This window comes from Curtobacterium sp. AB7 (assembly GCF_044909335.1).
In the GTDB taxonomy this organism is placed as follows: domain Bacteria; phylum Actinomycetota; class Actinomycetes; order Actinomycetales; family Microbacteriaceae; genus Curtobacterium.
Map to the genome: position 1 here is coordinate 35,623 of NZ_JBIYED010000010.1, position 24,222 is coordinate 59,844.

Genomic DNA, 24,222 nt, shown 5'->3' on the forward strand with positions numbered 1-24,222 from the left:
CGTGTCGGACCGGCGGGCCCGGCTCGCGGCGGGCCGTCAGTGCACTGATCCTATTGGACCGGGCGGACTGTGAAACTGTGCGAGGACTCAGGAACCCGGTCAGGAACCGCAGCGGGCGAGCTCGGCGGTGCTCTTCCCGTCGGCGATGGTCTGCAGGTCGGTGACGGCCTGGTCGAGCGTCGACACCTTGTAGACGTCGAGCCCGTCCGGCACGTGCCCGACGACCTCGTCACAGTTGTCGGCCGGGGCGAGGAACACCGTCGCCCCCGCTTCCCGCGCTCCGTAGAGCTTCTGCCGGATGCCGCCGATGGCTCCGACCTCGCCGTCGGCGGTGATCGTGCCCGTCCCCGCGACGTGCTTGCCGCCGTTGAGCTTGCCGGGCGTGATCTCGTCGATGATCCCGAGCGCGAACATCATGCCGGCAGAGGGGCCGCCGACGTCCTGCAGCTTGATCGAGACGTCGAACGGGAAGTCGTACTTCTCCGTGACGCCGACGCCCAGGAGCGCAGTGCCCTGCTCGTCGCGCGGGGTCACCCGGACGTCCTTCGTCGCGCCGTCGCGTTCGATGGTGACGGTGGCCGGGGTCGACGTGCCGTGCTTCGCGACGAGCTCCCGCAGCGAGGTGGCGTCGGCGTTCGTCGTGAGCGAGGTGCCGTCGAAGGCCGTGATGACGTCGCCCTTCTCGATCGGGCCGTCGGCAGCCGAACCCTTCTGCACCGTGCCGACCTCGAGCTCCGTCGGCAGGTCGTTGCCCTGCTGGATGAGTGCTGCGGCCACGGCGGACTGCTGCGACGCCTGCATGTCGGCGGAGTCCTGCTGGTTCACCTGCTCGGTCGTGGTGCCGGTCGGGTAGATCGCCTCGACCGGGATCACGGCCTCGGACTTCGTGAAGATCGCCCGGACGACGCTGGTCCACGACGGACGGTTCGTCGCGTCGCCCTGGATGCCGACCGTCAGCATGTCGAGCGCTCCGGCGGTGGGGTAGGTCTCGTGCCCGGACACCTGGATCAGCTTGACGTCCTTCGCGTCCTTGCCCGTCCCCTGCTTCTGGGTCCCGATGGTGTTGTAGACCGGTCCGGGGACCTCGATCAGGTACGGGCTCGGCAGCACGCTCGCCAGGATCCCCAGCACGACGGCACCGATCACGAACGCCCACCCGACGGTCCTGGCACGCGAACGACGACGGGGCGTGGGGGTGAAGAGGGTCACACGGGGTCCTTCCAGGGGCGGTCGCCGGGCCTGACGGCGGGGCGGTCGTCCGCGCCGTGCGGCGGGACTGTTCGCCCTCGGCGCAGCGGTTCGGGCGTTCCCACGGGGGCATCCCAGGCGCGGCCCCGTGAGCAGCGATTAGCGTAGTCGGCATGCCTGATGAACCACAGCCGGGGCCGGACGACGACTTCCAGGAGATGCTGCGCAAGCTGCTCTCGGGCGAGGGCCAGATCGACCCGTCGCAGCTCGCCGGTGCAGCCGGCCTGCCGAACGACCCGGCCTTCGTCGCGAACCTGATGAGTCAGCTGCAGCGGGCCGCGCAGTCCGGCGGCGACGGCATCGACTTCTCCGCGACCGCCGAGCGCGCCACCGCGATCGCCCGTGAAGGCGGCCACGCCGTCGACCCGGTGGCCTCGCAGGCGGCCGACCAGGCGTTCCAGGTCGCCGCCCTCTGGTTGGACGAGGTCACGACCGTGGCCGAGCTCACCGCCACCCCGAGCCTGTACACGCGGGAGCAGTGGGCGAAGGCGACGGTTCCGGTGTGGACCCAGATCGCCGAGCCCGTGGCCTTCAGCATCGCCGATGCCCTGACCGAGGCCATCGACCAGCGTGCTCCGGAAGAACTCAAGGCGATGCTCGGCGACGTCTCGAAGGCGATGCGCGGTGTCGGCGGTGCCCTCTTCGCCATCCAGCTCGGCCAGGTCGTCGGTCAGCTGTCGAAGGAGGTGGTGTCCGGCGGCGACGTCGGTGTCCCGCTGCTGGACGAGCAGGTCGCTGCACTCCTGCCGCAGAACGTGGCCGAGTTCGCCGAGGGACTCGACGTCTCCGAGGACGAGGTCCGCATCTACCTGGCGGTCCGCGAACTCGCCCACGCACGGCTCTTCCGCTCGGCACGGTGGCTGCGACTGCACATCATCTCGTCGATCACGGACTACGCCCGGGGCGTCCACATCCCCTTCGACCGCGTCGAGGAGCTCGCCGCGGACATCGACCCGACCAACCAGGAGCAGCTGCGCGACGCGCTCGCCTCGGGTGCGCTCATCCCGCCGCGCACGCCCGACCAGGACACCGCGCTGGCACGACTCGAGACCATGCTCGCGCTCGTCGAGGGCTGGGTCGACACGGTGACCGCCGCCGCCACCGTCCGGCTGCCGAAGAGCGGCGCCATCGCCGAGATGGTCCGCCGTCGCCGGGCAGCCGGAGGACCCGCCGAGTCCGCGTTCGCGACGCTCGTCGGCCTCGAACTCCGACCCCGCCGTCTGCGCGAGGCCGCCGCGATGTGGCAGCGGGTGACGGACGAACTCGGTGCCGAGCAGCGTGACGCGCTCTGGTCGCACTTCGACCTGGTCCCCACGTCCGAGGACGTCGACGCGCCGGACGCCCTGGTCGCCCGCCTGCGGAACCCCGCGCAGACGGAGGAGGACGACGCGTTCGACAAGGCGCTCGAGGACCTCCTCAACGACGCCACCGGCGCCCGTCCGCACGAGGACGAGTCCGGTCGGATCGACGACGGCGCCCCGGGCACCGACGGAACGGGCACCGACGAGAGCGGCACGGACGAGGACCGCCCCGGCGACCAGCCCCGCTGAGTCCAGCGCCGCCGAGTTCTCCACAGATCCACCACCCGGCCCCACGCGTGCCCCCGAGTCGGGCACCGTGGGGTCATGGGCATCCGCATCGATCCGACACTCGAGTTCGTCTGGCGCGACCCGACGACGGTGCAGCTCGGGGTCGATCCGCCTCGTGCCGTCGTCGACGTCCCGACCACGGGCGAGGAACGGTTCCTCAGTGCACTCCGGCGTGAGACGGGGCGCGAGGCGCTGAGCGGCCTCGCCGTCACTTCGGGCTGCCCACCGGACGTCGCCGCGCGGGTGCTCGGTGCGGCGTCCCCCGCGGTGATCGACGTCCTGCCCGAACCGCTCGAACGGGTCGAGGTGCACGGGTCCGGCGTGCTGGCTGACACGATCGCGGCGCACCTTTCCGGCGAGGGCGTGACCGTCGCGCGGACCTCGTCGCCGCGGGGCGGCCCCGTCGACCTGCCGGAGCACGAGCCCCGACTCGCCGTGGTGGTCGCCGACCACGTCGTCGACCCGGCGCTCCGCGCCGCCTGGACCCGCAGGGGCGTGCCGCACCTGGCCGTCGTGGTGGGCGACGGCCGCATCCGCCTCGGCCCGTTCGTGGTCCCGGGAGCCGGCCCGTGCCTCCAGTGCGCGGAGTTCGCACGCGTGGACGACGACCCGGCGTGGCCGGCGATCGCGTCGCAGCTGTGGGGACGACCACCGGCGCCGCTGTCACCGTGGCGGTCCGCCGCGGTGGCCGCGGCCGCCACCCGGCTGCTCGTGCAGCGCCTGCCGCTCCGGTCGCAACGTGCCGACCCGGACCAGGTGGTGTTCGACCGCGACGACCTGGCCGTCAGCCGGTGGTCGGTGCCGCTCCATCCGCGGTGCGCGTGCCGAGCGCTGCCAGGAACCGACTCGGAGCGCGGGCTCCCCCACGCGTGGAACCCTGTCTCGACCACGTGATCGTCACGGTCCGCCGAGCACGGGTCAGGCCGACGTAGAACAGGCGCCGTTCCTCGTCGACCTCGGTGTCGGTGGTGGCGTGCGAGATCGGCAGGAGTCCCTCGGCCGCACCGGCGATGACCACGTTCGGCCACTCGAGCCCCTTGGACGAGTGCAGGGTCGCCAGGGTGACGGCGTCGACCTCGGGCTCGTGGTGGGTCGCGGCACGGTCCACCAGGTCCTGGGTGAACTGCTGCATGGTCGTGCCGGCGGGGGCGTCCTCGGCGAGGCCCATGATCGCCTGCAGGGCTTCCCACTGGTCGCGGACGGCGCCGGTGCCCTCGGGGGCGGTCGACGTCCACCCGCTGACCTGCAGCACGAGGCGGACACGGCGCGTCAGTTCGTCGTCGGTCTGCCGGATCGCCTCGCCGCGCATGTGATGCACGGCGAGCTTCACCTCGGGCCGGTTGAAGAAGCGCGTGCCGCCCTGCACCCGGTAGGGGATGCCGTTGCGTCCGAGCGCGGATTCGAGGGCCGCGGACTGGGCGCCGACGCGGAACAGCACCGCGCAGTCGCCGTACGACGCCCCGCCGGCGACGAGTTCCGCGATCCGTCGGGCGATGGTCTGCGCCTCGTCGCCGTCGTGCACGCACGGCACCACGACGGGGTCGGGGCCGGGCTCTTCCGTCTGGGCGACCAGGTCGAGCGCGCCAGGTTGCCCGCGCATCAGGGCGTTGGCAGCGTGCACGACCTCGCGGGTGGAGCGGTAGTTCCGCTCGAGTCGCACGACCGAGCCGCGGGGGAACTCCGAGCCGAAGCCGAGCAGGTAGTCGCTCGAGGCGCCGGCGAACGAGTAGATCGTCTGGCTGGCGTCGCCGACGACGCACAGGTCGTCGCGGCCGCCGAGCCAGGCGCGCAGCAGGTCGTGCTGCACGGGCGAGACGTCCTGGTACTCGTCGACGACGAAGAACCGGTACTGCTGCCGCACGTAGGACGCGACCCGCGGCTCCGACTCGACCATGCCGAGCGTGGCGAGCAGGACGTCCTCGAAGTCGAGCTGCCGACGGTCGTCCTTCAGGCGCTCGTAGGCCTTCATCAGGTCGATCACCCGGCGCGGCGAGGTGTCGCGCGGCATCACGCGTTCGGCGGCGGCGGCCTCGTACTCCTCGAGCGAGAGCATCTGCACCTTGCGCCACTCGACCTCGGCGGCCAGGTCGCGCAGCACCGGGGTGTCGACCGACATGCCGACGGTGTCCGCGGCGTGCGCGATCATCCGGCCCTTGGACTCGACGATCTTCGGTGCGTGCCCGCCGACGGTGTCCGGCCAGAAGTAGCTGAGCTGCGCCATCGCCGCAGCGTGGAAGGTGCGCGCCTGCACCGTGCCGGCGCCGAGCGAGCGGAGCCGCGACCGCAGCTCCCCGGCGGCGCGGGTGGTGAACGTCAGCGCGAGGACGTGGTTCGGCGCGTAGGTGCCGGTCGCGACCCCGTAGGCGATGCGGTGGGTGATCGCACGGGTCTTGCCGGTGCCGGCGCCCGCCAGGACCGCGACGGGGCCGAGCAGGGTCCGGGCGACCGTGCGCTGCTCGGTGTCGAGGGCGGCGAGGAGCTCATCGGGCGACGGCGGACGGACCTCGGCCGGACCGGCCGACCCGACCGAACCGCCCGGACCAGCGCCAGCCGGCACCGGCCCACGACCAACGCTGCTCACGGCAGGTCCAGCGGCCCGCCGTACCACTCCTCGATGATGGCGCGGGCGATCGAGGTCCGACCCGGCAGCAGCAGGGTGTCCCCCGCACGCTCCCGGATGTCCTCGCGCGAGAACCAGCGCACGTCGAGGATCTCGACGCCGTCGGGCCGCGCGGTCGACGGGTCGCCGTCCACCGCGCGGGCACGGAAGCCGACCATCAGCGACGCGGGGAACGGCCACGGCTGCGAGCCGAGGTACTCGGGCTCCTCGACGTGCACGCCGGACTCCTCGAAGACCTCGCGGCGGACGGCGTCCTCGAGCGACTCCCCCGGTTCGACGAACCCGGCGAGCAGCGAGTAGCGGTCGGCGTCCCACGCGGCGTTCGAGCCGAGCAGGATGCGGTCGTCGGCGTCGACGACTCCGACGATGATCGCGGCGTCGGTGCGCGGGAAGTGCTCGTGTCCTTCGGGGTCACGGCGCACCCAGCCGCCGGTGACGACGTCGGTCGCAGACCCGGTGCGGGGCGAGAAACCGTGGACGGCGTGCCAGTTCGCCATCGCCACGGCCTCGACCGCCAGGCCCTGGTCGCGCGGGGACAGCTCGGTGCCGAACATGCGCAGGCTCTCCCACGCGTCGTCGGACGGTTCGATGGCCGACGCGGTGGCGTCGTCGACGAGGGCCGCGACGAAGCGGGTGCCGGCGGGGGCGTCGGCAGCGTCGGACACCGCGCGGCCGAGGTACAGCGTCACGGTGCCGTCGGGCACGTCGGCCGCGGTCACGAACCGCAGGGTGCCGTCGTCGTTCCGGAGCATCTCCGAGCCGTGCACCGGCAGGTACCGGGTCGCGGAGTCCTCGCGCAGGACCCGGTCGAGGTCCGGCGTCGTGCGGAACTCGGCGTCGCGGTCGAGTTCGTTTCGGGACAGCGGGAGCCGGGAGGCGAACTCGACGGTCACGGCAGAGGGCTCCTCGGTTCGGGTGCAGGCGGGGCCTGCGGGCAAGGCGTGCTGGGAAGGCTTCGGGAACAGCGTGGCGTGCACCGGTGCAGGCGTCACGCACCTACCCTGAGGGGCATGGCGGGATCCCAGTTCACTCTAGCCGCGTTGGCGACGACGGCCGTGCCCGGTCTCGTCGTCACGGGCACGCGCACGCTCGGCTCGGCCGCGGCCGGCGACTACGAGTCGGCTCTCCTCCGCGACGCCGACGGCGCCGAGACGGTCATCCGACGTCCCCGGAACCAGCGGGCGGAAGCCCGACAGTCGGCCGACCTCGTCGCGATCCGTGCGCTGAGCGCCGGGATCCGCACGCGCCTCCCGTTCGGTGTGGCCGAGTACCGCGGTCAGGCGCCGATCGGATCGACCCGCGCCATCGTCACCACCCGGCTGCCGGGCGCGCACCCGACGCTCGCGTCGTTCGCCGAGCGTCCCGAACTCGCCACGAGCGTCGGCCGCGCCCTCGCCGCGATCCACCAGCTGCCGACGAGCTTCGTCTCGGACGCCGGCCTGCCGTCGCTCACCCCGTTCGAGGTGCTGCGCTCCGCCGTGTCCGTGATGGACCGCGCCGTCGCCACCAAGCTCGTGCCCGCCGCCCTGGTCGAACGGTGGGAGGGTGCCGCGCGCGACCAGCAGCTGTGGCAGTTCACCCCCACGGTCGTGCACGGTTCGATCGGCACCGGCGTCCTGCTCGTCGACGGCGATGCCGTCAGTGGGGTCCTCGACTGGGGCGAGCTCCGACTCGGCGATCCGGCGAAGGACCTCGCGTGGGTGCTCGCCGGTCGACGCGACGCCTTCGACACCGTCCTCAGCGCCTACGAGGCGAACGGCGGCGGCCGCGACCGCCAGCTCGCGCAGCGCGCCCGCGTGCACCACGAACTCGAGACGGCGCACTGGCTGCTGCACGGCGTGCAGGCGAAGAGCACCGAGGTCGTCGACGACGCGGTCGCGATGATGCACCGGCTGGTCGACGCGGTGCACGCGCCGAGCGCGGAGCCGCTGCAGTCGGTGTCCCCCGAGACGATGGAGATCGGCGAGGTCGAGCAGTTGCTGTCGTCGACCGAACGCCGACACGGCTGACCCCACGTGTCGGTCGAGCGGCCGACGTCGGTCGCCTGAGAAGCGGTGTCCGCGACCGCCTGGAGGCCCGGTGCCGGTCCGGCGGACCGGCACCGGGCCTCCAGTGCGTCGCCGGACGGGCGCGGGGCGCTCCGCCGAGCGGTCACGACTGCCGGGCGGTACGTCGCCGACCAGCGGCGACCCGGCGACCCGGCGACCCGGCGGTTCGGTGGCCCGAGGGTCCGTCAGCCGATCGCAGCCGTCCAGGCGCGCTCGAGTCCGGCACGGTCCAGCAGCTCGGTCGGACGCACCTCGAGGTCGTCCGCGACGAAGTAGAACACGGCATCGACCTGGTCGAGCGGTCGACCGGTGAACTCGGCGTACGCCACCCGGTACAGGGCGAGCTGTAGCGTCCGTCGCGCCAGGTCGTCGGCACCGGACGGCGCCTTGCCCGTCTTCCAGTCCACGACCTCGGCACGCCCGTCGATCTCGTAGACGGCGTCGAGCTTGCAGACGACGCTGTGCCCGAGGAACGGGATGTGGATCTCGCGCTCGACCTCCACCGGCGTGCGGCCGGCCCACCGTGAGCGGGCGAAGGTGGCCTGGAAGTCCGCCAGCCGTCGGGCGTCGTCGTCCGTGACCACGGCGTCGGGCGAGGCGTCGAGCAGGTCGTCGGCGTCGAGGTCGAGCTCGTCGCCCCACACGTCGAGGGTCTCGAGCGACCCGCCCGTGCGGGCACGCTGCTCCACCCACTGGTGGAAGAGCGTGCCGAGCCGGGTCGCCCGGTACGGACGCTCCGGCATCGGCCGACGCAGGCGTTCGGCCACCTTGTCCGGCTCGGTCAGGTAGTCCTTGAAGCCGGAGGCCGGCACGCGGTGCGGGACCACGACCGCGTGCTTCGCGTTCCGGGTCGCTAGTCGTTCGGCGAGCAGCAGGTCGATGTCGGCCGCGTACCGGCCGGAGGCACCGGGGTTGGCGTTCCGCACCCGCTCGGCCGCCGCCAGCACACGAGGCGCCCGCTGCCCGAACGGCACGTGCGGCCAGAGCTGCTGGGCGCCGTCCTCGCCGAGGGGGTTCTCGTCGTGCACGGTGGTCTCCGGGATCGCGGTGCCGTCGATGACCCCGGCCTCGACCAGGTCGTGCAGGTACCGGCTCGGCTCGGTGGGGCGCACGCCGCCGGCCCAGAACGAACCGGACACGAGCAGGTCGTGGCGGGCACGGGTCAGCGCGACGTACGTGAGTCGGCGTTCCTCGTCCTCGTTGCGGGCCTTCACCTGCTCCTTGAAGGCGTCGATCGCGGTCGTGACGTCCTTCTGGGTCTCCTGCCCGCGCCACGCCAGGCTCGGCAGCTCGGCGCCGTCACCGCGGAACTCGTACGGCAGACGGCCGAAGCCGAGCCACCCGGACGAGCCCTCCTGCGGACGCGCGGGCAGCCCGCCCTCGACCATGCGCGGCACCGCGACGGCGTCCCACTCGAGGCCCTTCGACCCGTGGATCGTCAGGATCTGGACCGTGCCGGCTTCGGGTTCCTCGGAGCGCGGGCCCATGTCGTCACGACGGGCGGCGGCGTCGATCCACCCCAGGAACGACCCGAGGTCGGCGCGGTCGTCAGTGGAGACGAACCCGGCGAGCTCGTCGATGAAGGCGTCCAGGTACGCCCCGCTGCCCTGCTCGTGCGCCGCGACCTCGATGTCGAGCCGCATCTCCTGCACCACGAGCGTCACGAAGTCGACCAGGTCGCTGCCGGCCCGCGACCGCAGCATCGCGAGCTGCGCGCCGAGCGCACGCATCCGGCTGCGGCCGGCGGGTGTGATGCCCTCGAGCGCGCCGTGCTCGTCCGGCGCGGTGGCCACGAAGTCCAGGGCGTCGACGATCGAACCGTGCTCCCCCGCAGCCACCGAGGCGCGGAACGCCGCCGTCAGTTCGTCGTCGAGCCGCTGCTGGGTGTGGTCGCGCTGGAACAGCCACCGCGCGAGGTGGTGCAGGGCGACGACGTCCGCTGCGCCCACCCGCCACCGGGCGCCCGCGAGCAACCGGATGAGCTCGTTGCCGGCAGCCGGGTCGTGCAGCACCCGCAGGCAGGCGACCAGGTCCACGATCTCGGGGCGCTGGAGCAGGCCGCCGGTGCCGAGCACGTGGAAGGGCACCGCGCGCGCTCCGAGCGCCGCGGTGAACGACGCCAGGTCCTTGCGGGCGCGGAGCAGCAGGGCCATCGACCCGGTCGGGTTCCGCTTCCGGTGGTCCTGGAACCACGCGGCGACCGCGTCGGCCTCTTCCGGCAGGGTCTCCGGGAACTCCACCCGGACCGTCCCGGCGTCCGCACCGGGTCGTGGTGACAGGCGCTCGACGTCGACCTCGGACGCCTCGGACAGCGGTGCCACGATCGCGTTCGCCCCCGCGAGGACGTCGACCGGGTTCCGCCAGCTCGTCGACAGCGCGAACGTCACGGGCCGGACCGCACCCGGATCGGTGCCGCCGAAGTCGTGCGGGAAGCGTGCGAGGTTCGCGGCGCTCGCACCGCGGAACCCGTAGATCGACTGGTGCGGGTCGCCCACGGCCATCACCGAGTGCCCGCGGAACAGCCGGGCGAGGAACCGGGTCTGCACCACCGAGGTGTCCTGGTACTCGTCGAGCAGCACGACGCCGAACCGCTGCCGCAGGTCCGTGACCACCCGCGGCGCGGACTCGGCCGCGGCGAGCGCCAGCGCGATCTGGTCGGAGAACTCGACGAAGCCGCGGTCGACCTTCTGCCGCCGGAACTCCGCGACCAGGTCGGCCAGGGGTTCCAGTGCACCGATCGCGGCGACGGCGTCGGTGATCGCCTTGTAGGGCTTGCCCCGGTTGCCGGGCAGTTCGAGCAGGTCGGAGAACTCGACGGCGAAGCGGCGGAGGTCCTCCGGTTCGACGAGGTGCTCGGACGTGGCGCCCGCGAGCGCCACGACGGCCGCGGTGAGGGTGTCGACGTCGCGGTCGAGTCCGGCCAGTCGGTCGTCACGCGCGGCCACCACGACGCGGCGGGCGAGCTGCCAGGCGGACGGTTCGGTCAGGACCTGGGACTCGCCGTCGCGCCCGACGAGCAGGGCGTTCTCGCGGAAGACGGCGTTGGCGAACGCGTTGTACGTCGAGACCGTTGGTGCTTCGAAGGCGTCGCCCGGGGTGATCAGGCCGACGTCCTCGAGCGCACGGATGCGGTCGTTGATGCGCACCGAGAGCTCGCCGGCGGCCTTGCGGGTGAAGGTCAGACCGAGGACCTCGTCGGGGCGGACCATGCCGTTCGCGAGCAGCCAGACCACCCGCGACGCCATCGTCTCGGTCTTGCCGCTGCCGGCTCCGGCGACGACGAGGGCGGGGGCGAGCGGGGACTCGATGACGGCGCGCTGCTGTGCGGTCGGACGCGGGCGGCCGAGGGCGTCGGCGATGGCGTCGGCCCCGTGCAGGATCGCGGGCGCGGCGGGTCCGGGCGCGGCAGTCGTGTCCGTCGTGTCCGTCGTGTCCGTCGTGTCGGTCGTTTCGGTCACCAGGTCACCTCCGAGACCACGTGGATGCGGCACTCGACGCCGGTCCGGGCCTTCTCACAGTGGTCGTCCACGTTCGCCAGGAAGGTCCGTCCGGCCATGCCGCGCGCGACTCCGTGCAGGCGCTCCCGGTAGGCGTCGCGCGCCTCGGCGTCGAACGCGTGCTGGGTGCGCTCCGAGTAGGCCTGCCCGCCGCGGGGGTTCTGCACGAAGACCAGTCGGGCGTCCGTCATGGCCGAGCCGGCGGGCACGCCCTCGACCGCGCCGTCCTCGATCGCCAGCTGGTACGCGCCGAGCTGCGGGTGCTCCGGCATGTCGTTCTTCTCGCTCGGCATCGAGCGTCCGGTCTTCAGGTCCACGACGCTGACGCGGCCCTCGGGGTCGACCTCGATGCGGTCGATGCTGCCGCGCATCCGGGCGGGGCCGGTGACCAGGGCGAACGAGGTCTCGGCGCCGAGCAACCGGCGGCCGGCGCCCGCGAAGGTCCGCAGGTAGTCACTGAGCCCCTCGATCATGCGGCGGGTGCGTGCGCGCTCCCGATCGGCCACCCACGGCGACTCGAAGGTCAGTTCGTCCCACCGGGCCTCGACCCGCTCCCACAGCGACTCGACGTCGATCTCGGTCGCGTGCTCCATGGCCTCGTGCACGATCGTGCCGATCCCCATCGCCGGACTCGGTGCACCGCCGCCGAAGGTCTGCACGAACCAGTGCACGGGGCACTCCTCGAACGTGCCGATGCGCGACGGCGAGACGGACACCGTCGGGGCGACGGGTTCGCCGCCCTCGACCTCTGGGGCCGGGTCGGCGTCGAGGTCGACCAGCGGCTCGTCGGTGGTGGGCTCGGCGAGGCCGTACCAGTCGTCCGGAGCGGCCCCGGGGACCTCTGCCTCGGCCAGTCGGGCGAGCGCCGAGGCGGCCTCGTGGTCGCCGGAGAGCACCACGCGCCGCCGCAGGGACCCGGCCAGGCCGCGCAGGGACAGCGGGTGCACGGTCGGCTGCCGGTCCGGCGGCACCGGCACCAGGCGGACGAACGGCGACGGGGACTCGTCGTCGTTGGCGACGGTGCCGATCACGACCTGCGTGGTCGCGCGGGAGACGGCGCGGGCGAACAGGCGGAGTTCGTCGGCGACCACGGCGGCGCGGTCGTCGATCGGCGAACGCTCGGCCCCGGAAGCCGCGCGGACCAGCCCGTCCGGGTCGAGCAGACTGCCGCGCACCCGGGTGTTCGGCCACACGCCGTCCTGCAGTCCGAGCACCACGACGACGTCGCACTCGAGTCCGATCGTCGCCGAGGGGGTGAGCACCCGCACCCGGCCGGCGGTGCGGTCGGGTCCGATGGAGTCCTCGGGTAGGTCGGCGCCGAGCAGGTCGTCGACGAACACCCGGGCCGGGGCGTCCGGGGTGCGTTCGACGAACCGCTTGGCGGCGGTGAACAGGCCGACGACGGCGTCGAGGTGCCGGTCGGCTTCGCCGGCTCCGACCCCGCCGGCCGCGGACTGCCCGCCCCACGACTTCGCGAGGCCGCTGCGCTCCCACAGGCCCCAGAGGATCTCCTCGATGCTCGATCCGGCCTCGGCGTCGGCGTGTGCCTGCACCAGGCTGCGTGCGAGTCGGGTCGCCCGTCTGGCGAAGCCGGCGTCGACCGTGGCCAGACGCTCCGGGGCACCGAGCGCGTCGATCAGGAGCTCGTCGGCCGTGCGGGTGCCGTCGCCGGCCAGCTCTTCACGCCGCAGGGCGAGCCGCAGCCGGCGCATCGCCAGGGTGTCGAGCCCGCCGAGCGGCCCGGTGGCGAACGCCGTGGCCAGGGCGGCGTCGAGGGGCAGGACCCCGAGGGCGACCGCCGCGGCGTCGAGCAGCGCCCGCGCCGCCGAGTCGTCACGGGGGCGGACGGGCGCGGCACCGGCGGTCGCGGGGACCTCGGCCACCGAGAGCGCACGGACGAGCTCGGGGATCGCGGCACCGCTGCGGGTGACGACGGCCATCCGGTGCCACGGCACACCATCGAGCAGGCGGTGCTCCCGGAGCCTCCGCGCGACGGCCACGAGCAGCGCCGAGCGGCTCGCCGCCTCGAGGTGCACGACGGCGTCTGCTCGGGCGTCCTCGTCGCTCGCCGTCGCGGCGCGCTGCCGACCGGCCGCTGCCGTGCCGATGCGCCCCGTGATCCCCGAGACCAGCGACCGGATCGGCGCGGGGTACCGGTGCACGGTGCCGAGGAAGAGTTCGTCGACCCGGTCCACGCCGAGTCGCACGGCCAGGCGCCCGAGCACGTCCGGCTCGGCCCCGCGGAACGCCGAGGCGGCGATGTCCGGGTCGCCGAACGCCACGACCTGCACGCCGGACCGGGCGAGCGCACCGAGCAGTGCCACCTCGCCCTCGACGAGTTCCTGGGTGTCGTCGACCACGATGAGTCCGAGGGCTGCGATGCTCGCGGGCAGCTCACCGCGCAGCACGGCCGCGGTGGCGAACGCGACGAGCTCGCCGGAGTCGAGGCTGGTCGCGCGGAACGCGGTGACCGAGGCCCGGTACTCGTCGACGAAGTCACCGACCGCCCGCCACTCGGGTCGACCGCCCTCGTCCCCGAGCTCGCGCATGTCCTCGGGCTCGACGCCCGCCGCGACCGCACGCATCATGACGTCGCGCAGCGCGGTCCGGAACCCGGCGCGCTCGCGCACCACCGCGGTGATCGGTTCGGGCCAGTCCGGACCAGTGCCATCCAGCTCGTGGCCGGCGAGCAGGTCGGCGATGATGCGGTCCTGCTCGCCACCGGTCAGCAGCGTGGGCGCTTCCTGTCCCTGGACCGCGGCGGCGTGCGCGACGATCTGGAAGGCCAACGAGTTCACGGTCCGGGCGAGCGCCCCGGGCACCACGCGGTCGACGGCAGCGGCGAGGCGGTCACGCAGGGCGGTCGCAGCGGTCCGCGACGAGGTCAGCGCGAGCACGGTGGCGTGCCCGTCGGGGCTGATCGCGCCCGGTCGGCGCAACCGGTCGGCGACGAGCCGGGCGAGCGTGGTCGTCTTGCCCGTGCCGGGGGCGCCGATGACCGCCGCGTGCCGGCCGTCGGGCAGCGCGAGCACGGCGGTCTGGGACGGGTCGTCGACCAGGGCGCGTGCGACGCCGACGTCTGCGGGGGCTGGCGTCAGCGTGGTCTGCGGCACGCTCGTACGGTACCCACGACCGCCGACACCACCCGGCTCGGCGCGGGCGCGGCGCGTACCCGGGCCGCCGAGTGCGCCCGCGGCGAACGTCCGATGTCCTCCGGGACCGCTCGGATACGCTGTGCTCGTGGACATCAAGATCGGCATCATCAACAGCCCGCGCGAGATCGCGTTCGAGACCGCCCAGACCGCCGACGAGATCGAGAAGGCCGTGTCGGAGGCCCTCGCGTCGAAGGCGACGCACCTGTCGCTCCAGGACGACAAGGGCCGTCGCTTCATCGTTCCGGTCGCCGCCCTGGCGTACGTCGAGGTCGGCGCGGAAGAGGCACGCCGCATCGGCTTCGTCGCCTGACGACGTGGAACTGCTCTTCGCCGTCCTCGGCGGCCTGATCATCGGTGGGATCGCGCACGTGGTCCTGCCGTGGCGCGCCAGTCGTGGCGTCCTGATCGGGCCCGCCGTGGGCGGCATCGCCGCTGCCGTGCTGTGGGAGGCACTGACCTGGGCCGGGTGGCGGTACGACGCCACCTGGATCTGGGTCGTGTCCCTGGTCGGCGCGGGCGTCGTCGCCCTCGTCGTCGAGTGGCTGCTCGGGACGCGTCGCGACAAGAGCGACGTCGAGTACTACGAACGACTCAAGGCCCGCGGGGCCTAGGCCGTCAGGCCGAGTGCGTCCATCCGCCGGGTGTGCGCCGCGATCAGTTCGGTCCAGACCGGCTCGAGCCGCTCCTGGTCCTCGCGCGCGTGCGACGCCAGCGCCGACCGTGCCACGAGCAGCGTGTCCCCGACCAGGCGCCGGCCCCACATCGCCAGGCGCGAGCCGACCTCGGGGTCGTCCTCGATCCGGGCGGTCAGTTCCTCGACGACCGCGGGTTCCTCACGCGCGTCGAACACGGAGCGCAAGCGCTGCCGCACGTCGTTCGGCAGCGACCGCAGCAGGTTGCCGAACAGGTCGTTCAGGATGCCGGCCGTGACGTAACCGGTGAGCATCGACTCGTACCAGTCGGCGCCGCTCGTGCGCTCGAGGAACCGGTCGATCGCCTCGCGGTGCGGCGCCATGAGCTCAGCCGGGTCCGAACCGTTCCGTTCGATCTCGGCGACGATCGTGCGGTGCCGGTCGAGCGCCGTCGTCGCGAGCACACCGGTCACCAGGCGGCCGGACAGGGTCGGCGCCGAGGCACCGGCACGGCCCATCGTCTCGTAGACGGAGAGCTGCAGGTACGCGGCCTGCCCCAGGTAGACGTCGAGCTCGGGGGTGACGTCGTCGAGCGCCAGGCGCTTGACCTGGCTTGCGTTCCGCGGGTTCCGCGACGCGAGCCACGCTGCTGCGAGCTGCGCCGCGCGCTTCCGGTTCCACCACGACACCACCCGGAGAGCATAGCGGGAACCGCCTCGCGCCCCGCTCCACCCGCCCATCGGTAGACTGGCCCGGACTTCCACCAGAACTAAGGTGATTCTTTGACTTTCGCAGACCTCTCCATCGAGCAGGACATCGTCGACGCGCTCGCGGGCAAGGGCATCCTCGAGCCCTTCCCGATCCAGCAGCAGACGATCCCGCTCGCCCTCACCGGCCAGGACATCATCGGCCAGGCCAAGACCGGTACGGGCAAGACCTTCGGGTTCGGCCTCCCCCTCATCCAGCGACTCGGTGCCGACCCGGCCCCCGGTGTCAAGGCCCTCGTCGTCGTCCCGACCCGTGAACTCGCGGTCCAGGTGACCGAGGACCTCGAGGTCGCCACCTCGAACCGCCCGACCACCATCGCGGCGATCTACGGCGGCAAGGCGTACGAGGGCCAGATCGAGCAGCTCAAGGCCGGCGCCCAGATCGTCGTCGGCACGCCCGGGCGCCTCATCGACCTGCAGCGCCAGCGACTCCTCGACCTGTCCCACGTGCAGGAAGTCGTCCTCGACGAGGCCGACCGCATGCTCGACCTGGGCTTCCTGTCGGACATCGAGCGCATCTTCCAGGCCATCCCCGAGGTGCGGCACACGATGCTGTTCTCGGCCACGATGCCCGCGCCGATCGTCGCCCTCGCCCGCCGGTTCATGAGCCGTCCGGTGCACATCCGGGCGACCGACCCGGACGAGGGCCTCATGCAGGCCAACATCAAGCACCTCATCTACCGCGCGCACTCCCTGGACAAGGACGAGGTCATCGCCCGCATCCTCCAGGCCGAGGGCCGCGGCAAGACCGTGATTTTCACGCGCACCAAGCGTGCGGCGGCGAAGCTGGTCGAGGAGCTCAAGGACCGCGGGTTCAACGCCGCAGCGGTGCACGGCGACCTCAACCAGGAGCAGCGCGAGCGCGCGATGGCCGCCTTCAAGGCCGGCAAGCGCGACGTGCTCATCGCCACCGACGTCGCCGCCCGCGGCATCGACGTGGACGACGTCACGCACGTCATCAACCACACGATCCCGGACGACCCGGACACGTACCTGCACCGCGCCGGCCGCACCGGCCGTGCCGGCAAGACCGGCATCGCGGTCACGTTCGTCGACTGGGACGACCTGCACAAGTGGACGCTGATCGACAAGGCCCTCGAGTTCGGCATCCCCGAGCCCGTCGAGACCTACTCGTCGTCGCCGCACCTGTTCGAGGAGCTCGACATCCCGAAGGGCACCAAGGGCCGTCTGCCCGGTGCCTCGTCGCACGCCGCGTCGGCCGGCGCCCCCGCCGAGAAGCGCAGCAGCGACCGTCCGGCCTCCGGTCCGCGTGACGCGTCGCGCTCGCGGTCGCGAAGTCGCACCCGGTCAGGAGGCTCTGAGCAGCCCGCCTCGCAGGCTCCCGCCACCGAGTCCGCGGCTCCGACCTCCGCGCCCGCCGACGACACGTCGGCCACCGAGGGCGGGACCACCGACGGCGCCGCGAAGCGTCGCCGTCGTCGCCGCCGTCGCGGGGCCGGCACCGGCGATGCCTCGGCGACCGCCTCGGCACCGCAGGGTTCGTCGGACGGCGAGTAGCGCCTCCAGACCGAAGGGTCCGTCGCTGACGCGACGGGCCCTTCGTCTTCCCCACCCCGAGACTCGGGCTGAGCGACATTCCTCGCGTCCGCGGACACGAGAACTGTCGCTGAACGTGAGTCTCGGGCTGGTGGTGACGGCCCTCGGGTCAGGACAGGCGCGAACCGGGGCCGACCACGGGCGCGCTGCCGGTGGCCTCGGACAGGATGGCGTCGAACGCGGCCCGCGCCGTCCGGTGCTCGCCGAGCCGGTTCGGCTTGCCCGTGCCGTGGTAGTCGCTCGAACCGGTGACGAACAGACCGTATCGCGATGCCCAGTCGAGCAGGGTGCGCTTGCCGTGCGCGAGGTTCTCGCGGTGGTCGACCTCGAGCCCGCCGAGCCCGGCGTCGACGAGGTCGCGGAGCATCGGCTCGTCGATGACGATGCCCCGCGACGAGGCCGCCGGGTGCGCGATGACCGGCACACCGCCCGCCTGTCGGATGAGTTCGACGCCGCGTAGGGGCGACGGCGCCTCGTGCGGTTCGTAGTAGCCGGACGCCGGGTGCAGGATGCCGCGGAAGGCCGCGCTCCGGTCGGACTCGAGGCCCCGCGCGACGAGCGCGTCGGCGATGTGCGGGCGGCCGATGGTGGCCCCGGGACTCGCCTGCGCCAGCACGTCGGCCCAGGTGATCGGGTGGTCCTCGCCGATGCGGTCGACCATGCGGTGCGCGCGGGAGAGGCGGCCGGAGCGGATGCGGTCGGTCTCCTCGACCAGGCCCGGGTCGTGCGGATCGACCAGGTAGCCGAGGACGTGCACGCTGCGGAAGCCGATGCGCGTGCTGAGCTCGAGACCCGGCAGGAGCGTCAGTGGCAGCTCGCGTGCGGACCCGGACGCGTCGGCCCAGCCGGCGGTCGTGTCGTGGTCGGTGAGCGCGACGGCGTCCAGGCCGGCGGCCGCGGCCGCTCGGACGAGCTCCGCGGGTTGCTCGGTGCCGTCGGAGACACTCGAGTGCGCGTGCAGGTCGATGAACGGGTCGGGCACGTCGACAATGCTATCCACAGGTGAGGGGCCGCACAGGACGCCGGTGCAGCGCGGTGCGATGATGGGGGCATGGCCGACACGACTCCCCGCGCGACGAGCAACCGTTCCACGACCCCCGGGTCCTCGACCTTCAAGGACTTCATCGGGTCGCAGTGGGCCGACCGCGAGCAGACGATCCCCGAGCCCCGCGAACAGGCCGCCTTCGCCGCCGAGCGTCGTGCCCGCATCTCCGAGCTGCACCCGGGCCGCACGATCGTCGTCCCCGCCGGGCAGGCCAAGGTCCGCTCGAACGACTGCGACTACCCGTTCCGCCCGCACTCCACGTTCGCTCACCTGACCGGATGGGGCACCGACACCGTCGTCGGCTCCGTCCTCGTGATGACGCCGAACGGCTCCGGGCACGACGCCACGCTCTACTTCCGTGCCACGGCCGGTCGTGATTCGGAAGAGTTCTACGCGAACCCCGAGATCGGCGAGTTCTGGGTCGGCCCGCGTCCCTCGCTCGACGCCGTCGCTGCCGACCTCGGGCTGGCCACGGCCGACCTCGGTGCCTTCCCGGACGTCGCCGACGGGCTCGACGCCTCGGCACTGCTCGTGCGCGAGGCCGACGACGACCTGACCCGCACCCTCGACGCACGACTCGGCAGGGCCGTCGGCGGCGCACCGGAGACCGACGACGCACCGGCGACCGACGACGTCCTCGCCCGCGACCTGTCCGAGCAGCGCCTGGTGAAGGACGCGTACGAGGTCAGTGAGCTCCGCAAGGCCGTCGACGCCACCAAGCACGGCTTCGACGACGTGATCGCCGACTTCGACGCCGTCCTGGCACACCCCCGGGGCGAGCGCATCGTCGAGGGCACCTTCAACCGCCGGGCTCGTGCCGACGGCAACACGGTCGGCTACGACACCATCGCCGCCTCCGGCCACCACGCCTGCATCCTGCACTGGACCCGGAACGACGGCGCCGTGCAGCCGGGCGACCTGATCCTCATCGACGCCGGGGTCGAGGTCGACACGTTCTACACGGCCGACATCACCCGCACGCTGCCGGTCAGCGGCACGTTCTCCCCCGTGCAGCGCATGGTCTACGACGCCGTGCTCGAAGCGGCGGACGCCGCGTTCGCGATCGTCAAGCCGGGCATCACGTTCCGCCAGGTGCACGCCACGGCGATGGAGGTCATCGCCCGCAAGACCGCCGAGTGGGGCTTCCTGCCCGTCTCGGCAGAAGAGTCGCTCGAGCCGGACAACCAGTTCCACCGCCGCTACATGGTGCACGGCACGAGCCACCACCTCGGCCTCGACGTGCACGACTGCGCGAAGGCCCGTCGCGAGATGTACATCGACGGCGTCGTGCAGCCCGGCATGGTGTTCACGATCGAGCCCGGTCTGTACTTCCAGCAGGACGACCTGACGGTGCCCGAGGAGTTCCGCGGCATCGGCGTCCGGATCGAGGACGACATCCTGGTCACCGCGGACGGCGCCGAGAACCTGTCGATCGGCATCCCCCGGACCCCCTCGGAAGTGGAGGGGTGGATCGCCCGCTCCGGCCGCTAGCCTGAGCGGGTGACGACGCCCGACGCCTCCACCGACTCCCGCACGCCGCAGTTCTCGATCGAGGTCGAGCACTTCGACTCCCCCGATGCGCAGCGACTCCGAGCCGCACAGCGCCTGGAGATCGACCGTGCCTACGGCGGCGACACCGAACCCGGCGAGAAGCCGACGGCCGACTCCATCGCGGTGTTCTTCGTGGCGCGCGACCAGGCCGGCACGCCGCTGGCGTGCGGCGGGCTGCGGGTCGTCGCCGACGGCATCACCGAGATCAAGCGCATGTACGTCCGGCCGGAGTCCCGCGGCTCGGGTGTGGCGGCCGCGCTGCTGCGCCGGCTCGAAGAGGCCGCGCTCGACCTCGGGTCACCGGCGCTCGTGCTCGAGACCGGGAACGAGCAGAAGCGCGCCGTCGGGTTCTACGAGCGCGAGGGCTTCACGCGCATCGCCAACTTCGGCCCGTACGTCGGCGCCCCGCTGTCGATCTGCTACTCGAAGGTGCTGTAGCCCGAGCACATCGGCCCCGAGCACGCAGGCGTCAGGCGCGCTCGTCACCCTTCGGAGACGACTGAGACGACTGAGACGACTCAGTCGACGGCGACGGCGGGGCAGCCGGTGCCGGCGGCGTCGCACCGGGCACCCGCTCGCCGTACTGCGGCGGGTCCTGCGGACGACGCTCGGGGATCGCCGGCCCACCCGAGGTCGGACGGTCCGCGGGGGCGGCGGCGGCCGGGTCCGCGTTCTCCCCGTACCGGGGCCCGTCGTTGGTGCCGTAGCGCGGCGGGGCCGTGGGCGCATCCGCCTGCCCGCCGGGGGCCGACGTGCCGGGCTGCTGCGGGCCTCCCGGCTGCTGGTGGGGTGTGGCGTGTCCGCCGTACGGCGACTGCTGCGGCGGGGCGGGACGCCACGGCTGCTGTCCCTGCACGGGCGCTCCTGGAGCGCCCTGCTGGGGCTGCTCGTTCCAGTGCGTGGACGGCGTCGCGCCGTGCTCGCCGAGGATCCGCTGCGCCTGACCGGTCAGCTGCGGGTTGACGACGATCTGGTAGTTCGTGGCGAGCACCTGGTGGACGCTCGTGAAGTCGCGCTGCCGCTTGGTGATCGCGAACGAGACGATGCCGTAGAGCATGCCGAACGCGGCGCCGATGATCGCGGCGGCGAGGATCAGGCCGCCGGCGCTCGGCGAGAACAGGGTGAGCACGATGCCGAAGAAGATGCCGAGCCAGAGACCGGACAGTGCTCCGGCGATGGCTGCACGGCCGTAGGTCATCTTGCCGGTGACGCGCTCGACGGTCTTCAGGTCGTTGCCCACGATCGAGAGCTGGTTGACCGGGAAGTCGGCGTCGGCGAGCTTCGCGACGACGCGCTGCGCATCGGGGTAGCTGTCGTACGTGCCGAGGACGTCGCCCTTGGGCAGCGTCGGGAAGGCCTGGGCGGTCCTGCCGGCGAAGGGACTCTGATTGCTCACACAGCCATCATTCACCGCGCACCTTGCAATCGCACGTGCACCGCCGGGGAAGCGCCAGCACGCAACCGACTACGCTGGGTCGGGTGAGCGCCACGAAGGTCTTCGTCGCCCGCCTCGCCGGGTGCTCCGTCTTCGACCCCGCGGGCGACCGCGTGGGCAAGGTCCGGGACGTCCTGGTGGTCTACCGCCGGGCCGATCCCCCGCACGTCGTGGGGTTGATCGTCGAGGTACCGGGCAAGCGCCGCATCTTCGTCAGCGTCGGCCGCATCACCTCGATCGGTGCCGGCCAGGTCATCACCACCGGGCTCGTCAACATGCGCCGCTTCGAGCAGCGCGGCGGCGAGGTCCGGGTGATCGCCGAGATGCTCGGTCGCAAGGTGCTCATCAAGAACCAGCGGATCCGCGCCACCATCGAGGACGTCGCGATCGAGGACCGTGGGCAGGGCGACTGGGAGGTCGCGCAGCTCTTCCTCCGCAAGCCGAAGACCACCCCGTCGCCGTTCGGCAAGGGCCCGACGACGTTCGCGACGTGGAACGAGGTCACCGAGGACGAGCTCCCCGGCGAGGCCCAGTCCGCCGAGCACGTCATCGCCGCGTACTCCGACCTGGTACCCGCCGACCTGGCGAGCACGCTGCTCGACCTGCCGGAGGAACGCCGGTTCGAGGTCGCCGAAGAGCTCCCCGACGACCGACTGGCCGACGTGCTCGAGGAGATGCCCGACCAGGAGCGCGTCGAGATCCTGTCGCGGCTCGAGGACTCCCGCGCGGCCGACGTGCTCGACCAGATGCAGCCGGACGACGCCGCCGACGTCCTCGCGCAGTTCTCCGACGAACGGAGCGAGGCGCTCCTGCAGCTCATGGAGCCGGAGGAGGCGCAGGACGTCCGCATGCTCCTGGAGTACGAGCCGGACACCGCCGGTGGTCTGATGACCACCGAGCCCGTCATCGTCTCCGCCGACGCGACCGTCGCCGAGGGGCTCGCACTCGTCCGCCGCCACGACCTCGCGCCGGTGCTCGGCGCCGCGGTGTGCGTCACGCTGCCGCCGTACGAGCCGCCGACCGGTCGGTTCCTGGGGCTGGTGCACTTCCAGCGCATGCTCCGCTACCCGCCGAACGAACGGCTCGGCACGCTCATCGACCAGCAGACCGAACCGGTCCGGGTCGACGCGAGCGCCGCCGAGGTCACCCGCGTGATGGCGACCTACAACCTGCTGTCCGTCCCCGTGGTCGACGACGCCCACCGCCTCGTCGGGGTGGTGACGATCGACGATGTCCTCGACCACGTCCTGCCGGACGACTGGCGAAGTCAGGGCGAGGGGGAACCCTCACCGCTTCCACGCCAACGCCCGCGCAAGACACCCGTGACGACGGGAAGGAGGACCACCCGTGGCCCGAACGGATGAGAACCGTCGTGATCGCGAGCGCTCCGACGTCCGCCTCGACTCCCCCAAGGGCATGCGCACGCGCGTGCTCCCGACCCGCCGCCGCGGCGGACGCGGTGACACGTTCGGTCGCGCGACCGAGGGCATCGCGCGGGGCATGGGCACGCCGTGGTTCCTCATCGGCCTCACCCTGTTCTGCGTGGTCTGGATGGGGTACAACACCCTCGCGCCGAAGCCGTGGCAGTTCGACTCCGCCGCGATCGGCTTCACCGCGCTGACCCTGGTGCTGTCGCTGCAGGCCTCGTACGCCGCCCCGCTCATCCTGCTCGCGCAGAACCGGCAGGACGACCGCGACCGCGTGCAGTTCGAGCAGGACCGGCAGCGTGCGGAGCGCAACCTGGCGGACACCGAGTACCTGGCGCGCGAGGTCGTCGCGCTCCGGCTGGCGATGCGCGACATGGCGTCCAAGGACTTCATCCGTGCCGAGCTGCGGTCCCTGCTCGAGGAACTCGACCGGCGCGATGCCGACGACGCCGGCTACGCGAACGAGCCCGGCAGCTCCACCCGTGGCTGACGCGGCCCCCGCCGACGAGCAGCTGGGCACGGCGGTCCTCGCTGCGCTCGGCCGCGTGATCGACCCCGAGATCCGTCGGCCCGTCACGGAGCTCGACATGATCCGTGGTGTCGACGTGCAGCAAGGAGGCGCGGTGCGCGTCGACCTGCAGCTCACGATCGTGGGGTGCCCCGCCGCCGACACCATCGAGCGCGACGTGCGCGTCGCCGCCGGTTCCGTGGACGGGGTGTCGTCGGTCGACGTCAACGTGTCGGTGATGGCCCCCGCGACGCGTGCCGCGCTGACCGAACGGCTGCGGGCCGGCCGGCCGAACGGCGTCCAGTTCACGGCGGACTCGCTCACCCGGGTGATCGCCGTCACGAGCGGCAAGGGCGGTGTCGGCAAGTCGACGGTCACCGCCAACCTCGCCGTCGCGCTCGCCCGCCGCGGCCTGCGGGTCGGGATCGTCGACGTGGACGTCCACGGCTTCAGCATCCCCGGACTGATGGGCCTGACCGACGAGCACGGCGTCGCGCCGCGTCCGACCCGGGTGGACAGCATGATCCTGCCGCCCGTCGCCCACGACGTGAAGGTCGTGTCGATCGGCATGTTCGTCGACGACGCCTCCACCGCGGTGTCCTGGCGCGGCCCGATGCTGCACCGCACCGTGAACCAGTTCCTGACCGACGTGTTCTTCGGCGACCTGGACGTGCTCCTGCTCGACCTGCCGCCCGGTACCGGTGACGTCGCGATCTCGGTCGGCCAGCTCCTCCCGCACGCCGAGGTCTTGGTCGTCACCACCCCCCAGGCCGCTGCGGCCGACGTCGCCGAGCGCAGCGGGATCGTCGCACGGCAGACCGGCCAGCGGGTGATCGGGGTCATCGAGAACATGGCCGGGCTCGTGCAGCCCGACGGCTCGGTCCTGCACCTGTTCGGCGAGGGCGGTGGCGCCGAGACCGCCGCACGGCTGTCCCGCGGGCAGGACGCCGCCGTGCCGGTGCTCGGCAGCGTGCCGCTGTCCGTGCCGCTCCGCGAGGGCGGGGACACCGGCCTGCCGGTCGTGCTCGGCGCGCCGGAGGACCCCGCAGCCGTCGCACTCGCCGCGATCGCTGACGGCATCACGACGATGGGGCGCGGACTGGCCGGACGGAAGCTGGGTCTGTCGCTGTCCTAGGCTCGTCA

General features: G+C 72.7%; 19 protein-coding genes. 11 read left to right on the forward strand and 8 right to left on the reverse strand.

What is annotated here, in order from left to right; translation table 11 throughout:
* Positions 1 to 99 precede the first annotated feature (99 nt).
* A complete protein-coding gene (locus ABH929_RS16450) occupies positions 100 to 1,209 on the reverse strand; it encodes a PDZ domain-containing protein (protein WP_404561963.1) in 1,110 nt (369 codons plus the stop codon).
* 152 nt (positions 1,210 to 1,361) lie between these two features.
* Between ABH929_RS16450 and ABH929_RS16455 the strand changes: the two genes are divergently transcribed.
* Together ABH929_RS16455 and ABH929_RS16460 are read left to right on the forward strand one after the other, a co-directional pair.
* Positions 1,362 to 2,798 (forward strand): zinc-dependent metalloprotease, encoded by a 1,437-nt coding sequence (locus ABH929_RS16455; protein WP_404561965.1) that lies wholly within the window; start codon positions 1,362 to 1,364, stop codon positions 2,796 to 2,798.
* Positions 2,799 to 2,873: 75 nt separating this feature from the next.
* Positions 2,874 to 3,731, forward strand: coding sequence for a hypothetical protein (locus ABH929_RS16460; RefSeq protein ID WP_404561966.1), 858 nt, complete (start codon positions 2,874 to 2,876; stop codon positions 3,729 to 3,731).
* Here the strand turns inward: ABH929_RS16460 and ABH929_RS16465 are convergent.
* A complete protein-coding gene (locus ABH929_RS16465; RefSeq protein WP_404561968.1) occupies positions 3,622 to 5,418 on the reverse strand; it encodes an ATP-dependent helicase in 1,797 nt (598 codons plus the stop codon). The genes ABH929_RS16460 and ABH929_RS16465 overlap by 110 nt on opposite strands.
* Positions 5,415 to 6,350 (reverse strand): NAD(+) diphosphatase, encoded by a 936-nt coding sequence (nudC, locus tag ABH929_RS16470; protein ID WP_404561970.1) that lies wholly within the window; start codon positions 6,348 to 6,350, stop codon positions 5,415 to 5,417. The genes ABH929_RS16465 and nudC overlap by 4 nt, the downstream gene beginning before the upstream one ends.
* A gap of 117 nt (positions 6,351 to 6,467) precedes the next feature.
* Here nudC and ABH929_RS16475 point away from each other — a divergent pair, with 117 nt between their 5' ends.
* Entirely contained in the window at positions 6,468 to 7,466 is a 999-nt protein-coding gene (locus ABH929_RS16475; RefSeq protein ID WP_263089418.1) for a phosphotransferase, read from the forward strand.
* Between the two features lie 224 nt (positions 7,467 to 7,690).
* Here the strand turns inward: ABH929_RS16475 and ABH929_RS16480 are convergent, their stop codons facing one another.
* Together ABH929_RS16480 and ABH929_RS16485 are read right to left on the reverse strand one after the other, a co-directional pair.
* On the reverse strand, positions 7,691 to 10,963 hold the full coding sequence (locus ABH929_RS16480) for a UvrD-helicase domain-containing protein (protein ID WP_404561972.1): 3,273 nt from the start codon (positions 10,961 to 10,963) through the stop codon (positions 7,691 to 7,693).
* Positions 10,960 to 14,115, reverse strand: a complete 3,156-nt coding sequence (locus ABH929_RS16485; RefSeq protein WP_205464141.1) for a UrvD/REP family ATP-dependent DNA helicase — start codon at positions 14,113 to 14,115, stop codon at positions 10,960 to 10,962. The genes ABH929_RS16480 and ABH929_RS16485 overlap by 4 nt, the downstream gene beginning before the upstream one ends.
* A 127-nt stretch (positions 14,116 to 14,242) precedes the next feature.
* Between ABH929_RS16485 and ABH929_RS16490 the strand changes: the two genes are divergently transcribed.
* Both ABH929_RS16490 and ABH929_RS16495 read left to right on the forward strand, forming a co-directional pair.
* A complete protein-coding gene (locus ABH929_RS16490; protein ID WP_205464140.1) occupies positions 14,243 to 14,467 on the forward strand; it encodes a DUF3107 domain-containing protein in 225 nt (74 codons plus the stop codon).
* Positions 14,468 to 14,471: 4 nt separating this feature from the next.
* Positions 14,472 to 14,768, forward strand: coding sequence for a hypothetical protein (locus ABH929_RS16495; protein WP_263089421.1), 297 nt, complete (start codon positions 14,472 to 14,474; stop codon positions 14,766 to 14,768).
* On the opposite strand, the gene ABH929_RS16500 is transcribed toward ABH929_RS16495, so the two are convergent.
* Positions 14,765 to 15,481 carry a ferritin-like fold-containing protein gene (locus ABH929_RS16500; RefSeq protein WP_235035842.1) on the reverse strand — a complete coding sequence of 239 codons (717 nt, stop codon included), beginning with the start codon at positions 15,479 to 15,481 and terminating at the stop codon, positions 14,765 to 14,767. The genes ABH929_RS16495 and ABH929_RS16500 overlap by 4 nt on opposite strands.
* Positions 15,482 to 15,571: 90 nt before the next feature.
* Between ABH929_RS16500 and ABH929_RS16505 the strand changes: the two genes are divergently transcribed.
* Positions 15,572 to 17,074 (forward strand): DEAD/DEAH box helicase, encoded by a 1,503-nt coding sequence (locus tag ABH929_RS16505; protein WP_263089422.1) that lies wholly within the window; start codon positions 15,572 to 15,574, stop codon positions 17,072 to 17,074.
* A 148-nt stretch (positions 17,075 to 17,222) separates the two neighbouring features.
* Here ABH929_RS16505 and ABH929_RS16510 read toward each other — a convergent pair whose 3' ends face one another.
* A complete protein-coding gene (locus tag ABH929_RS16510; RefSeq protein WP_263089423.1) occupies positions 17,223 to 18,095 on the reverse strand; it encodes a PHP domain-containing protein in 873 nt (290 codons plus the stop codon).
* Between the two features lie 69 nt (positions 18,096 to 18,164).
* Between ABH929_RS16510 and ABH929_RS16515 the strand changes: the two genes are divergently transcribed.
* Together ABH929_RS16515 and ABH929_RS16520 are read left to right on the forward strand one after the other, a co-directional pair.
* Positions 18,165 to 19,649, forward strand: coding sequence for an aminopeptidase P family protein (locus ABH929_RS16515; protein ID WP_263089424.1), 1,485 nt, complete (start codon positions 18,165 to 18,167; stop codon positions 19,647 to 19,649).
* 9 nt (positions 19,650 to 19,658) lie between these two features.
* Positions 19,659 to 20,147 (forward strand): GNAT family N-acetyltransferase, encoded by a 489-nt coding sequence (locus tag ABH929_RS16520; protein ID WP_263089425.1) that lies wholly within the window; start codon positions 19,659 to 19,661, stop codon positions 20,145 to 20,147.
* A gap of 31 nt (positions 20,148 to 20,178) precedes the next feature.
* On the opposite strand, the gene ABH929_RS16525 is transcribed toward ABH929_RS16520, so the two are convergent.
* Positions 20,179 to 21,105, reverse strand: a complete 927-nt coding sequence (locus ABH929_RS16525) for a general stress protein (RefSeq protein ID WP_404561974.1) — start codon at positions 21,103 to 21,105, stop codon at positions 20,179 to 20,181.
* A gap of 83 nt (positions 21,106 to 21,188) precedes the next feature.
* Between ABH929_RS16525 and ABH929_RS16530 the strand changes: the two genes are divergently transcribed.
* The 3 genes from ABH929_RS16530 to ABH929_RS16540 are packed head-to-tail and all read left to right on the forward strand — an operon-like array spanning position 21,189 to position 24,214.
* Entirely contained in the window at positions 21,189 to 22,508 is a 1,320-nt protein-coding gene (locus tag ABH929_RS16530) for a magnesium transporter MgtE N-terminal domain-containing protein (RefSeq protein ID WP_111084991.1), read from the forward strand.
* A gap of 52 nt (positions 22,509 to 22,560) precedes the next feature.
* The gene (locus ABH929_RS16535) at positions 22,561 to 23,061 is read left to right on the forward strand and encodes a DUF1003 domain-containing protein (protein WP_111085044.1); all 501 of its coding nucleotides are present in this window, start codon (positions 22,561 to 22,563) and stop codon (positions 23,059 to 23,061) included.
* The gene (locus ABH929_RS16540; RefSeq protein WP_404561975.1) at positions 23,009 to 24,214 is read left to right on the forward strand and encodes an Mrp/NBP35 family ATP-binding protein; all 1,206 of its coding nucleotides are present in this window, start codon (positions 23,009 to 23,011) and stop codon (positions 24,212 to 24,214) included. The genes ABH929_RS16535 and ABH929_RS16540 overlap by 53 nt, the downstream gene beginning before the upstream one ends.
* The last annotated feature ends 8 nt before the right edge of the window (positions 24,215 to 24,222 follow it).